Origin of the sequence: Pedococcus bigeumensis (genome assembly GCF_006438965.1) — a bacterium.
Lineage (GTDB): Bacteria > Actinomycetota > Actinomycetes > Actinomycetales > Dermatophilaceae > Pedococcus > Pedococcus bigeumensis_A.
This window is the reverse complement of the sequence record NZ_RCZM01000004.1, coordinates 101,393-113,938: the sequence shown is the minus strand read 5'-3', so window position 1 is coordinate 113,938 and position 12,546 is coordinate 101,393. Positions and strand designations below refer to the sequence as shown.

General features: G+C 71.1%; 13 protein-coding genes. 6 read left to right on the top strand and 7 right to left on the bottom strand.

The window, feature by feature from the left end:
- Positions 1-87: 87 nt before the first annotated feature.
- Positions 88-642, top strand: coding sequence for a PPA1309 family protein (locus tag EAH86_RS12105; protein ID WP_140741049.1), 555 nt, complete (start codon positions 88-90; stop codon positions 640-642).
- A 73-nt stretch (positions 643-715) separates the two neighbouring features.
- Here the strand turns inward: EAH86_RS12105 and EAH86_RS12100 are convergent, their stop codons facing one another.
- Genes EAH86_RS12100 through EAH86_RS12090 form a run of 3 tightly spaced genes read right to left on the bottom strand, consistent with a single transcriptional unit; the run spans position 716 to position 3,383 of the window.
- Entirely contained in the window at positions 716-1,843 is a 1,128-nt protein-coding gene (locus tag EAH86_RS12100) for a YlbL family protein (protein WP_241668344.1), read from the bottom strand.
- The gene (locus EAH86_RS12095; protein ID WP_140741047.1) at positions 1,840-2,292 is read right to left on the bottom strand and encodes a molybdenum cofactor biosynthesis protein MoaE; all 453 of its coding nucleotides are present in this window, start codon (positions 2,290-2,292) and stop codon (positions 1,840-1,842) included. Before EAH86_RS12095 ends, EAH86_RS12100 begins: the two co-directional genes overlap by 4 nt.
- Positions 2,289-3,383 (bottom strand): NAD-dependent epimerase/dehydratase family protein, encoded by a 1,095-nt coding sequence (locus EAH86_RS12090; RefSeq protein ID WP_206665822.1) that lies wholly within the window; start codon positions 3,381-3,383, stop codon positions 2,289-2,291. The genes EAH86_RS12095 and EAH86_RS12090 overlap by 4 nt, the downstream gene beginning before the upstream one ends.
- A gap of 127 nt (positions 3,384-3,510) precedes the next feature.
- Between EAH86_RS12090 and EAH86_RS12085 the strand changes: the two genes are divergently transcribed.
- Positions 3,511-5,100 carry a zinc-dependent metalloprotease gene (locus EAH86_RS12085; protein ID WP_241668343.1) on the top strand — a complete coding sequence of 530 codons (1,590 nt, stop codon included), beginning with the start codon at positions 3,511-3,513 and terminating at the stop codon, positions 5,098-5,100.
- Complete coding sequence (locus EAH86_RS12080; RefSeq protein ID WP_241668342.1) at positions 5,097-5,681, top strand: NUDIX hydrolase; 585 nt, start codon at positions 5,097-5,099, stop codon at positions 5,679-5,681. Before EAH86_RS12085 ends, EAH86_RS12080 begins: the two co-directional genes overlap by 4 nt.
- Before the next feature lie 7 nt (positions 5,682-5,688).
- On the opposite strand, the gene EAH86_RS12075 is transcribed toward EAH86_RS12080, so the two are convergent.
- From EAH86_RS12075 to EAH86_RS12060, 4 genes are all read right to left on the bottom strand, one after another.
- Complete coding sequence (locus EAH86_RS12075) at positions 5,689-6,258, bottom strand: M48 family metallopeptidase (protein WP_140741043.1); 570 nt, start codon at positions 6,256-6,258, stop codon at positions 5,689-5,691.
- Between the two features lie 80 nt (positions 6,259-6,338).
- On the bottom strand, positions 6,339-7,406 hold the full coding sequence (locus EAH86_RS12070) for a phosphotransferase family protein (protein ID WP_140741041.1): 1,068 nt from the start codon (positions 7,404-7,406) through the stop codon (positions 6,339-6,341).
- Entirely contained in the window at positions 7,403-8,653 is a 1,251-nt protein-coding gene (locus tag EAH86_RS12065) for an acyl-CoA dehydrogenase family protein (protein ID WP_140741039.1), read from the bottom strand. Before EAH86_RS12065 ends, EAH86_RS12070 begins: the two co-directional genes overlap by 4 nt.
- Before the next feature lie 123 nt (positions 8,654-8,776).
- Positions 8,777-9,601: an enoyl-CoA hydratase/isomerase family protein gene (locus EAH86_RS12060; RefSeq protein ID WP_140741037.1), complete on the bottom strand. Its 825-nt coding sequence runs from the start codon at positions 9,599-9,601 to the stop codon at positions 8,777-8,779.
- 131 nt (positions 9,602-9,732) lie between these two features.
- Between EAH86_RS12060 and EAH86_RS20455 the strand changes: the two genes are divergently transcribed.
- The 3 genes from EAH86_RS20455 (at position 9,733) to EAH86_RS12045 (ending at position 12,354) form a co-directional block, all read left to right on the top strand.
- Complete coding sequence (locus EAH86_RS20455) at positions 9,733-9,891, top strand: DUF5679 domain-containing protein (protein WP_140741035.1); 159 nt, start codon at positions 9,733-9,735, stop codon at positions 9,889-9,891.
- A 139-nt stretch (positions 9,892-10,030) separates the two neighbouring features.
- Positions 10,031-11,020: a hypothetical protein gene (locus tag EAH86_RS12050; protein ID WP_140741032.1), complete on the top strand. Its 990-nt coding sequence runs from the start codon at positions 10,031-10,033 to the stop codon at positions 11,018-11,020.
- Positions 11,017-12,354, top strand: coding sequence for an ABC1 kinase family protein (locus EAH86_RS12045; protein WP_140741031.1), 1,338 nt, complete (start codon positions 11,017-11,019; stop codon positions 12,352-12,354). Before EAH86_RS12050 ends, EAH86_RS12045 begins: the two co-directional genes overlap by 4 nt.
- Positions 12,355-12,546 lie beyond the last annotated feature (192 nt).

Sequence of the window (12,546 nt, the reverse complement as noted above, 5' to 3'; positions counted from 1 at the left end):
CCCAGTGGTTCCCACGCGCCCCTTGGACACGTCTTGGCACCACCTGTGCAAGCCCTGGGTATGCCTCGTTTCCGGGCACCGCGCGGGATGCGGCACCATGGGCGCGTGAGCCAGAACTCCCAACCCGTCGCCGACCCGCTGTCCATCGCCGCGCTCGACACCGAGCGGCACGTCGCCACGTCCGGGTGGGACCAGAACCCGCGGCTGTTCGCCCTCGTCCCCACGGCCGAGCTGCTCGAGCGTGAGCCGCACCTGCGGGCCCAGATGCGCGGTCACGACCTGGCCGAGGGAGCACTGAGTGCGATCGAGCAGGAGGACCTGCCGCCGACCTCCAACCTCGAGAGCCTCCTCGGCGGGATCGCCTGGCCCGACAGCGTCGTCGGCGCAGCCCTGGCCGTCGAGCGCATCGTCGTCCCGCCCGAGGCAGAGCGGGACCTGCCTGCGCACACCGAGTCCGCCGTCGACGCGCTGGCCTCCCACCCGGGGCGCCAGGACGTCCGCCTGCTGGTGGCCGTGACGCGGGACGGTCAGAGTCGCTGCCTGTTGCGCCAACGTGCCAACGACAGCGATGACAAGGTCGCGCTCGGCGACGAGATCGCCCCCGGCCTCGTCCACGCGCTCAAGGCGACCCTGCAGGCCTGAGCCAGCCACGCGGCATACGAGCAGTCGTCTGGCCTGCCGCGAACGCGTCGGCGGGTGACGTCGCTCGAAGGTGCTACTTGGTGCAGGTGGGCAGCGAGTCCGCGCGCTTGTCGGCGATGGCCTCGACCGCGGTCTTGGCCTCGTCGAAGGTCGCGATCCTGACCACGCGCAAGCCGTCGGGCACGTGGCCGACGACCTCGTCGCAGTTCTCGGCAGGTGCCAGGAACCATTTGGCGCCACCGTCGTGGGCGCCGACGAGCTTCTGCTGGATGCCGCCGATCGGGCCGACCTTGCCGGTTGAGTCGATCGTGCCGGTGCCGGCAATCTGCTGACCACCGGTGAGCGGGCCGGGGGTGAGCGTGTCGTAGACGGCCAGCGAGAACATCGTCCCGGCGGACGGTCCCCCGACGTCGCCGGCGTTGATCTTGACGTCGATCGGAAACTCGAAGCGGACCCCGAGGAAGACGCCCACCGTGGCGCGGCCCTGCGCGTCGCGGGTCTTGGCAGTCACCGTGAGGGGCTTGCCGTCTCGGACCAGCCCGAGAGCGACGGACTCCCCCGGCTTGTGGGTGCTGACGCTGGCGCGCACGGCGTTGGAGTCGGCGACCGTCTTGCCGTCCACGGTCACGATCTCGTCGCCGGCCTTCAGCAGGGCGGCGGACGGGGCGTCCTTGGCGACCTGGCCGATGACGACGTGCTCGACGACCTTCTGGCCGACGGCCTTGAGCGCCACCGCGATCGCCTCTTGCTGGGAGTCGATCATCTCGGCGGTGCTCTCCTCCTCGACCTGCTTGTCGGTAACGCCCTTGGGGAAGTAGAGGTCCTCGTCGACGACGTCCTCGCTGGGCTTGATCGCGGCCGCCAGCAGGTCCCACACGGTCACGCGGTAGCCGGGGCCACCAGAGATGCGCACGGTGGTGAAGTCGAGGGCGCCCTGCGTCGGGTAGGTCTGGGCGCCCGAGACGGTGATCAGCTGCTTGCCCGCGAGCTGGCCCAGGGTGTTCGTGATCGGCCCGGGCTTCATGATGGCGTAGGGCAGTCCGACCATCGACGACAGCGCCCCGAGGGCGATCAGGAGGAAGACCGCGACGAGGGCGATCGTCGACCGACGACTCATCCGGTACGGGTCCTGCACGAGCACGTTCTGCTGGTCCGACGACTGCCAGTCCGGCGCAGCGTGCTGCTGGGTGGGGTCGGTCACGGCAGGCCCACCCACTCATCGCTGCCGTCCGCGAACTGCTGGTGCTTCCAGATCGGCACCGTCGCCTTGAGGGTGTCGATGAGGTCCCGGCACGCCTCGAACGCCTCGCTGCGGTGCGGGGCCGAGACCGCCGCCACGACGGCGCGGTCGCCGATCTCCAGGTGCCCCACGCGGTGCACCGCCGCGAGGCGGGCGACGTCGTGGCGGCCGGCAACCTCGCGGCATACCCGCTCGAGGGTCTCGACCACGCTGGGGTGGGCCGAGTAGTCGAGCGCCGCCACGGCCGCCCCGTGGTCGTGGTCACGCACGACACCTACGAACAGCGCGATGCCACCGCACTGGGGGTGCTGCACCAGGGCGAGCACCTCGTCGACACTCAGCGGTGTGTCGCGGACGTCGCTGAGCACCACCGTGGGCTCGCTGTCGAGCTCTGTGACCGGGTCGGTCATGCCGTTGAACCTTTCCTGCGGCGTCGCCGCATGATTGCTGCCGTGCCCACGAGGGCCACCGCCGCGCTGGCCGCCCCGAGAGCGGCATCCTTGCGGTCCAGTCTGCGGGCCGCCACTGCGTGCGAGCCCCGGATCGCGTCCAGGAGCACCCCGACGCAGGTCTCGTTGTCGTGGACCGGCACCCAGCCGCGACCAAGCAGCGTGCGAGCAGAGACTGCCCAGGGAAAGGCCACGAAGGCCAGGTCGCTGGCGGGTGCCGGCAACACCCCAACGCGGTGGAGGCGGTCCGCAGTTCCCATCGCGGCCGCCATGCTGAGCTCGACCCGGCGCATCCCGGTGAGTCGTTCGAGGTCGCGCTGGGTCAGGTGACCTTCCGCGCCGACCGACACCGCACCAGCGATGCCCTGCGCCACCACGACGGCCACGGCCGACCCCAGGTCGTCGACGTGGCAGAACTGCCAGGCTGGCTCGGCGCCCCTCAGCGTGAGCAGCCGTGGCGCCTCGAAGTGGCGGGTGAGGACCGTGTCGACCCCGTCTCCGACGAGCGCAGCCGGCCGCACGGCCGTGATGGTCAGACCCGGGTGGACGTCCCGGGCCACGGCGATGAGCTGCTCGACGTCCATCAGGTCGCCGACCTGGCCCTCGTCCGAGGACGCGCGCAGGGCGGCGTCGTCCTCCAGCGGCACGGGGTTGTCGGCGTGCGCTCCGAAGGTCTGCGCCGACGTGACGACGACCAGGTGTCGGACACCCGCGGCGGCGGCGGCCGTGATGACGGTCTGGGCCACCCGCAGGCTGCGTTCGCGGCGCGTCCGGGCGCCCGTCGCCAGGTCGCGTCCGAGGTCCGTGCTCACCGCCACGTATGCCGCGGCGTGGACTCCCGCGAGCGCCTCCACCAGGGCGGGATCGCCGGGGTCCGCGTAGCGGAACTGCACGCCACCGATCGCGGGTGGCTCGGTGTCGATGGCCAGGACGGCGCCGATCCGGGCCTCGCCGACCTCCCCGCCGGGCTTGGCGGTCGTGGCCCCCCGGGCAGCGGCGGACACCAGGGCGCGCAGCAGCGCACGACTCGCGGGGTCGGCTGTACCGATCACAGCGACGTCGATGGCGCTACGCCGCGAGCGAACGGTGCCCCGTCCAGCCCGCTCGGGGGAACTCACTGTGGCCTCCGCGTGGTTGTCTAGTGAAAGACCATCCTCTCAGGACCGCTGAGGAGCAGTTGTGCCCGACCTTCCCCGTGACCCCGACGACCCGCGCGACGAGTCGGACGACTCCACCGCCGAGTCCGCCGACTCCTCCTTCGACGCCAGAGACGACTCCCTCGGGGACCTTGTCCCGGACTCCCTCGAGGGGGCGTTCCCTGACGACCTTCCGAACGACCGCGCGGACGGCGCAGACGACTCGGCCGACGGGCTGTCGGACGAGTACGGGCTGTCCCCCGAGATCGAGGCGGTGCTGGCCCGGCTGACCGGCGGCATGGTCGACCCTGACATGGCCAAGGCGCTCAAGGACATGGGCATCGACCAGGTCGACCCGGCCATGCTCCAGATGATGGTCGGCCAGATGCAGTCGATGTTCGCCAGCACCGACACCGACACGTTCAACGTCTCGCTGGCGACCGACACGGCCCGCAAGACGGTGTCCGAGGCGGGCGATGCGATCGTCAGCGAACCAGCCCGGCGTCAGCTCGACCAAGCGGTCCAGGTCGCCGAGCTCTGGCTCGACGAAGTGACTGCCTTCGAGGCGCCGGGCATCACGACGCACGCGTGGAGCCGGGCCGAGTGGGTCGAGGCGACGATGCCCATGTGGCGCACCCTCGTCGAGCCCGTCGCCGAGGGCGTGGGGCGTGCCGTCGGGGACGCCATGCGCGCCCAGCTCCAAGAGCTCGGCGAGGGCGGCCTGCCAGAGGGCATCCTCCCCGCCGGGATGGATCCAGCGGCGATGCTCGGGCAGATGGAACCGGTGCTGGCAAAGATGAGCGGCGCGATGTTCGGGCTGCAGGTCGGTCAGGCCGTGGGCACGCTCGCGACGGAGACTGTCAGCGGCACTGAGGTCGGGCTGCCCTTGGTGCCCGACCGGTCCGTTGCCCTGCTCCCCGCCAACGTCGAGGCGTTCGCCGAAGGGCTGGGTGTCGACCTCGACCAGGTCCGGATCTACCTCGCCGTCCGCGAGGCAGCCCGGGTGCGGCTGTTCTCCGAGGTGCCGTGGATCGGTCCCCAGCTGGTCGCGGCAGTGCGCGACTACGCCCGCGACATCAGCATCGACACCGACCGGATCGAGACGGCCCTGCAGTCGGTCGACACCAGCGACGCGAACGCCCTGCAGTCGGCCCTCCAGGACCAGCTGTTCCGCCCGGACCCCAGTCCGGCACAACGCGCAGCGCTGGACCGGCTCGAGACCTACCTCGCCCTCGTCGAGGGCTGGGTCGACGTGGTGGCCGACCGCGCCACCCGCGAGCACCTGCCGCAGTCGGCTGCCCTCGGCGAGGCGGTCCGCCGCCGCCGAGCCACCGGTGGCCCCGCCGAGAAGGCGTTCGCCGGACTCGTCGGACTGGAGCTGCGCCCGCGCCGGCTGCGGGACGCCGCAAACCTGTGGGCTGCCCTGGAAGCCAAGCACGGTGCCGAGGGACGCGACGGCGCTTGGGGCCATCCCGACGTCGCGCCGACGGGTGCCGACCTCGACGACCCGCTGGGCTACGTCGAGCGGATCGGCCGGTCCGACAGCGCCGACCTCGACGCCGCCCTCGACCAGCTCCTCACCGAGGGTGAGTCAGACGGTGGGCGTGGTTCGTCCGACGAGGGCGGACGGTGACGGCGTCGTCGACGGACGTGCCCGCGGCATACCTCGCGCTCCGGTCTGACGCCGAGCGCGTCCTGCAGGCGTGGCACGCCCCCGACGCCCAACAGGAGCGACTGCGCGGTGAGCTGCTGGCGCACTGCGCCCAGCACCCGGACGCGATGTGGAAGCAAGGGCCGCCGGCGCACCTCACGGCGAGCGCCCTGGTGTTCAACAGCTCGCTCGACAAGGTGCTGCTCACCCTGCATGCGAAGGCCGGGATGTGGCTGCAGTTCGGGGGCCACTTCGAGCCCGGCGACGCATCCGTGCTGGCGGCGGCGACCCGGGAGGCGCGTGAGGAGTCCGGGATCGCGGAGCTGGAGCTGCATCCGGAGCTGGTCCACCTCGACCGGCACGCGTTGCTGGCGGCAGGGTTCGGGCGCTGCAGCGAGCACCTCGACCTGCGCTACGCCGGCGTCGCCCATGACGAGCAGGCGTATGCCGTGAGCGAGGAGTCGCTCGACGTCGCCTGGTGGCCGGTGGACGGGTTGCCGCACGCCAGCGCCGACGAGATCGGTCCGCTGGCCGACGCCGCGCGACGGGTGCTGGGCGCCTAGCTCTTGGTCAGTCGCTGGGACCGAAGTCCAGCGCGGCCTGACCGAGCTCGCCGCTGTCGGTCTCACCGTCCGACAGGTCGAGTCCTGCAGTCGCGGCGACGCCCTCGAGGTAGCCGCGGGCGCGTTCCAGCCTCGGGTAGCCCTCGAGCAGCGCCCAGAAGTCCGACCCGTGGCCGGGCGACAGCAGGTGGGCCAGCTCGTGCAGGATCACGTAGTCGAGGACGAACCCCGGCATGCCCTTGACCCGCGTGGAGATCCGGATCGTGCCGTCGGCCGGGGTGCAGGAACCCCAGCGGGAGTTCTGGTTGGTCACCCACCGGATGCTGGTCGGACGCGCCTGGCCGCCGAGGTAGCGCTGCGAGAGCTCGGCGGAGCGGGTGCGCAGCTGAGCGTCGCTGGGGCGGCGGCGCTTGTCACCCTTGGCGAGCTTGTCGAGCATCGTGGCGACCCACTGCTGCTCCTCGGCCTTGGAGAACCGGGCAGGGATGAGCACGATCGTGCGGCCGTCCTCGCGGTAGGCGCTGACGGTGCGGCGGCGCTTGCGGCTGCGCCGGACCTCGACGTCGGTACTCCCCATACTCACCACGATAGGCGAGCACCCCGACAACTCCCGTGATCTGCATCGTCGCCCGGTGCGCCGCGCCCTCGAGGGCAGCTCTAGGCGAGCAGCTTGCGCAGCCGTCGGTCGAGGATCTGGACGGCCGGCCCGAACACGGCATACGCCTCGTTGGTGGTCTGGCCGTTGGCGTAGCGGTAGTAGATCTGCTGGGCGATGACCGCGAGCCGGAACACCCCGTAGGCCTGGTAGAAGAGCGTCTGTCGCGGGGTGAGGTCGGCCCCCATCCGCTGGCAGTAGCCCTCGATCATCTGGTCCCGGGTCAGCATCCCGGGCAGGTGGGTGGGCACCCGACGGAAGGCCTGGAAGTCCTCGTCGTCGTCGGCCTGGATCCAGTAGGCCAGCGCCGCGCCGAGGTCCATCAACGGGTCTCCGATGGTGGCCATCTCCCAGTCGAAGATCCCGACGATGCGGGTCGGGTCGTCCTCGGCGAGCACGAGGTTGTCGAGCTTGTAGTCGTTGTGGATCACCCCGCTGCGCACGTCGGCCGGCTGGTGCTCGTCGAGCCAGGACATCGCGTGCTCGAGGTCTGGCTGGCCGCTCGTGTGCGCCCGGCGGTAGCGGGCCGACCAGCCCTCGACCTGTCGGCGGACGTAGCCCTCGCCCTTGCCCAACGTGTCCAGTCCGCAGGCCCCCGGGTCGACGGTGTGCAGCTCGACGAGGACGTCGAGCATGGTCTCGCACAGGCTGCTTGCCTGGCTCGGCGACAGCTCCACCGGCATCTCGCGTCGGGGCACCGTGCCGACGAGTCGCTCCATGACGTAGAAGTCCCCACCCAGCACGGCCGGGTCGTCGCAGAACGCGACCATCGTTGCGACGTACGGGAAAACGGGCGCCAGCGCGGCCTGGATGCGGTGCTCCCGCCCCATGTCGTGGGCACCCTTGGCCTTGGTGCCGCTCGGTCCTCGGCGCAGCACGAGGTCGAGGTCGGCGAACCGCAGGAGGTAGGTCAGGTTGGATGCGCCTCCCGAGAACTGGAGAACCTCCGGCACCCCGGCCAGCCCCACGGCATACCTCGGGTCCGTGTTGCTGCGCAGCCACGCGACTGCGGCCTCGACATCGAAGGCGTCCTCCGCACGCACCGGCTTGGCGCCGGTCACGACGCTCACTGGTGCTTGCCCAGCTCGATCCGGCCGACCACGCTGCGGTGCACCTCGTCAGGCCCGTCGGCGAGGCGCAGCGAGCGCGCACCCACCCACGCAGCGGCGAGCGGGAAGTCGTGGGTCATGCCGCCGCCGCCGTGCAGCTGGATGGCCAGGTCGATGACGTCGAGCGCCATGTTGGGGACCTCGACCTTGATCTCGCTCACCGCCGACAGTGCCTCGCGGGACAGGCCCTGGTCGAGCAGCCAGGCGGCGTGCATCACGAGCAGGCGTGAGCGGTTGATGGCGATGCGGGCGTCGGCGATGCGTTCGAGGTTGCCCCCGAGCTTGGCGATCGGCTTGCCGAAGGCGGTGCGCGAAAGGGCCCGCTCGCAGGCCAGCTGGAGCGAGCGCTCGGCCAGGCCGATGGCCCGCATGCAGTGGTGGACCCGGCCCGGTCCGAGGCGGCCCTGGGCGATCTCGTAGGCGCGGCCGGGCCCGAGCAGGATGTTGGTTACCGGGACCCGGACGTCGGTGAAGGAGACCTCACCGTGGCCGAGGGGCTCGTCGTAGTAGCCCATCGTCGAGAGCATCCGCTCGACGGTGACACCGGGGGCGTCGCGCGGGACCAGCACCATGGTGTGCCGCGAGTGTCGATCCGCGTCGGGGTCGGACAGCCCCATAAAGACGATGATCTTGCACTCGGGGTTGCCGATCCCCGTGGAGAACCACTTGCGCCCGTTGACGACTACCTCGTCACCCTCGATGACGGCGGTGGCAGCCATGTTGGTCGCGTCCGAGGAGGCGACCTCCGGCTCGGTCATGCAGAACGCGCTGCGGATCCGCGCGTCGAGCATCGGCTCCAACCACTCGCGCTGCTGCTCCGGGGAGCCGTAGCGCAGCAGCACCTCCATGTTGCCGGTGTCGGGCGCGTTGCTGTTGAACACGAGCGGGGCGAGGGCCGAGCGGCCCATCACCTCGGCCACGGGTGCGTAGTCGACGTTGGACAGCCCCTCGCCGCCGTCGGTCCCGAAGTCCGCGGCATACCTGCCGGCGTGCTCCTTGGGCAGGAACAGGTTCCACAGCCCCTGGGCGCGGGCCTTGGCCTGCAGGTCCTTGACCACCGGCGACGGCGTCCACGGGTCGCCGCCGCTCTCGCGACGGGCGAGGATCTCGGCGTGGAGGTCGGCCTCGACGGGTTCGACCTCGGTGTCGACGAACGCCCGGACGCGGTCGCGCAGGTCGGTGGCACGCGGTGAGAGGGAGAAGTCCATGTCCTTGACCCTAGGGCGCGGTATGCCGGGTCAGAAGGGACACCCCGCCGCGACTTCTGGCCACGGGTGGCTCATGTGACGCCCAAAGCAGCCCCGCGATGCGCCTTGCCTGGCCAGAAGTGCCTATCGGCCGTGGAAGGTCGGCGGCCGCTTGGTTGCTGCTGCCGCGATGCCCTCGTGCAGGTCCTCGGTGGCCAGCGTGACGGCCTGCGCCAGGGCCTCCCACTGCAAGGCGTCGTCGAAGCTCGCGTGGCCGCCGTCTCGCAGGGCCTGCAGGGTCAGCCGGGTGGCGACCGGCGCAGTGGCTGCGATCCGCTCGGCCGCCGCGATCGCGGCGGGCAGCACCTCGTCGGTCGGCAGCGACTGGGACACGAGGCCGAGCCCCACCGCTTCGGCGCCGGTGACGATGCGACCCGTCAGGAGCAGGTCGCGTGCCACCGCGTGACCGGCGATGTTGGGCAGCGACCAGGTCGTGGCCATCCCGGGGTGCAACCCCAGGGAGGTGAACGGCACGCCGAGCTTGGCGTCAGCGGCGGCATACCGGATGTCGCAGGCCAGCGCCACAGCGAACCCGGCGCCGATCGCAGCGCCGTTCAGCGCAGCGATCGTGGGCACCTCGAGGTCGCGGATCGCGAGCCAGGAGCGGTAGAAGGTGAGCATCCGGCTCCGCAGGTCGCTGACCGAGGCATCGGGGTCCTTGACGATCCAGGACAGGTCGCCGCCCGCGCTGAACGCCGGTGCCGCGCCGGTCACCACCACGGCCGCGAGCGCCGCATCCGTGCGCAGTAGCCCCATCAGCCTCACCCAGGACGCCGTCATGGCCGTGCTCATCGAGTTGCGACGGTCGGGAAGGTCGAGCCACACCACCGCAATTCGGCGGCCCGAGGCCTCCCGCAGCTCGGCCCGCAGGTCCTCGAACTCGGTCTCCCACCACGGCTGCGTGCTCATGGGGCGAAGACTAGAGGGGGACGGTGAGCACGACGCACAGGCCCCCCTTGCGCGATTTTGTGCTCAGCATGGTCTAAGTTTGGCCGAAGTCCGACGGCGCACCGTGTGCCGTGAACAAAGGAGACATGGCGATGGCTGAAGAGACCTACAAGGGCGATTTCTACTGCGTGAAGTGTAAGGAGAAGCGCGAGGCCGAGGGCCGTGTCGTGGAGACGAACGGTCGCCGCATGGCCAAGGGTGTGTGCCCCGTGTGTGGCACCAACCTCAACCGCATTCTCGGCAAGGCCTGACACCAAGCTTCAACCAGGCCTTCCATCGCGAGGGGCGGGTCCGACTTCGGTCGGGTCCGCCCCTCGCGGCGTACCACTCCGCGGCGGCCCCTGTGGATGACCGCCGGCCGCCCTCGGGGGCTGTGCGAGATTGGGCCGGGTGACCGGTCGCCCCCTCCTCAAGACCCTGTGGCCCGTGCTTCGACGCGGCGGGGGTTGCGTGCAGTTCGGCACCGACCCGGACCACGCAGTCGTCCTCGAGGGCCTCGACGTGCACGAGGTGGCCGCGCTCGAGTCGCTGGACGGGACTCGCGAGGTGCCCGCCGTGCTGCGCTCCCCGGCCGGGCAGGACCTGCTGGACCTTCTGCTAGGCCACGGGCTCGTCGTCGATACCGGCGACCCCGTCACCCTCCCGCCCCAGGTGCGGGCCCTGCTGGCGCACGATGCCCAGGCGTTGCTGCGCACTGCCTCACCACCACGACAGGGGTATGCCGCGCTGGTCCGCCGGCGCGCTGCTCACCTGTTCGTCGTCGGGCGTGGGGAGCTGCCGGCCGGCCTGGCCGCGCAGCTGCGCCACGCTGGGGTGGGCACCGTGAGCCAGGGTGTCGAGGTGGCCGACGACTGGGAGCAGGGCCGTACGGAAGCGGGCGGGCCGTCCGCCTCGACGCCGGCGCTCGTCGTCCTGGTCGGCAGCTACGCCCTCGATGCGGCAGCCGCGAGCCCGTGGCGAGCCCGCGGCATACCGGTCCTGCCGGTGGTGCTGCACGGACTGGAAGCGGTGGTTGGCCCGGTTGTCCTGCCGCACGGACCGTGCCTGCGGTGCCTGGACCTTGCTCGTGCGGACCTCGATCCCGGCTGGCCGGCGCTGCTCGGACAGCTGGTGCCGGCCAGGGTGGGGGCTGGACCTGACGTCAGCGGCGAGACCACCCTCGTGGGGCTGGCGACGTCGATGACCGCGATGGTGGCGCTCGCGGTGCTCGATGGTCAGGTGCTTCCGGTGGGGCGTTCGCTGGAGGTCTCACTGCCCTGGCCGCGGGTGCGACAGCGGCAGTGGGAGGTCCATCCGCGGTGCGGGTGCGGGGCCGGATCCGACACGTCTGGGCAACCCGCCGACGTGCCCACCCGCGCACAGGCGAGAATGGCCGGGTGAACGAGCTCCCCCGCCGTGCTGTCTCCCGCACGGCCCGACTGGCCAGCCTACCCCTCGGCTTCGCCGGGCGCACCGCCATGGGGTTCGGCAAGCGGGTCGGCGGCAAGCCGGCCGAGGCCGTGGCTGCCGAGCTGCAGGCGCGCACCGCAGAGCAGCTGTTCAAGGTGCTCGGCGAGCTCAAGGGCGGGGCGATGAAGTTCGGCCAGGCCATGTCGGTCATGGAGGCCGCACTGCCCGAGGAGATGGCCGGGCCCTACCGTGCGACGCTGACCAAGCTGCAGGAGGCCGCACCTCCGCTCCCCGCGGCCACGGTGCACAAGGTGCTGGCCGAAGAGCTCGGGCCGCGCTGGCGGACGGCCAAGTTCCAGTCGTTCAACGACACGCCCGCCGCTGCCGCCTCGATCGGGCAGGTGCACAAGGCCGTGTGGCGCGACGGACGCGAGGTCGCAGTCAAGATCCAGTACCCCGGTGCCGGCAAGGCCCTGCTGTCCGACCTCAACCAGCTCGCGCGCGTCGCTCGTCTGGCCGGCGGCTGGATCCCTGGCATGGACATCAAGCCGATCACCGACGAGCTCAAGTCGCGGATGAGCGAGGAGCTCGACTACAACCTCGAGGCGGCCAACCAGCGGACCTTCGCCAAGGCGTTCCGCGGTGACCCACACTTCGCCGTGCCGGACGTGCTGGTCAACAGCGAGCACGTGATCGTGTCGGAGTGGATGGACGGCACGCCGCTGTCCCAGATCGTGGCGTCGGGGACACCCGAACAGCGCAACGCGGCCTCCGAGCGATACATGCAGTTCCTGCTCGTCGGTCCGGCTCGTGCGGGGCTGCTGCACGCCGACCCGCACCCGGGGAACTTCCGGCTGCTGGACGACGGGCGGCTCGGGGTCATCGACTACGGCGCGGTCAACCGGCTGCCGCAGGGTCTGCCACCGGCGATGGGTTCGCTGGTGGGCGCGGCCCTGCGGTCCGAGGCGCCCGAGCTGGAGAAGGGGCTGCGGTCCGAGGGCTTCATCAAGCCGTCGATGTCACTGGACGCCGAGGCGTTGCTCGTCTACCTCGAGCCGTTCATCGAGCCCCTGACGCACGCGGAGTTCACCTTCAGCCGGCCGTGGCTGCGTGGGGTCGCTGCGCACGTCAACGACATCCGACGGCCCGAGTTCCTCGTGGGGATGAAGCTCAACCTGCCGCCGTCCTACCTGCTGATCCACCGGGTGTGGCTGGGCGGGATCGGGGTGCTGTGCCAGCTCGGCGGGACCGTGCCGGCCCGCCAGATCGTGGTCGACCACATGCCCGGTATGCAGCTGCGGCACCTCCCCCCGCCGGTCGCCTGACGCACGGCCTCCCCAAACGACTTGTTGCGCACAGATCGTCACCGACCACCGATTTAGGCGCCTGGTGACCACCAAGCGGCAACAAGTCGGGGGCCCGAACGACTTGTTGCGCACAGATCGTCACCGACCACCGATTTAGGCGCCTGGTGACCACCAGGCGGCAACAAGTCGGGGGCCCGAACGACTTGTTGC

Coding starts and splice junctions, on each gene's coding strand:
- EAH86_RS12105 (WP_140741049.1), top strand. CDS start 88: ATGCGGCACCATGGGCGCGTGAGCCAGAACTCCCAACCCGTCGCCGAC.
- EAH86_RS12095 (WP_140741047.1), bottom strand. CDS start 2,292: ATGACCGACCCGGTCACAGAGCTCGACAGCGAGCCCACGGTGGTGCTC.
- EAH86_RS12075 (WP_140741043.1), bottom strand. CDS start 6,258: ATGGGGAGTACCGACGTCGAGGTCCGGCGCAGCCGCAAGCGCCGCCGC.
- EAH86_RS12065 (WP_140741039.1), bottom strand. CDS start 8,653: ATGGACTTCTCCCTCTCACCGCGTGCCACCGACCTGCGCGACCGCGTC.
- EAH86_RS12060 (WP_140741037.1), bottom strand. CDS start 9,601: ATGAGCACGCAGCCGTGGTGGGAGACCGAGTTCGAGGACCTGCGGGCC.
- EAH86_RS20455 (WP_140741035.1), top strand. CDS start 9,733: ATGGCTGAAGAGACCTACAAGGGCGATTTCTACTGCGTGAAGTGTAAG.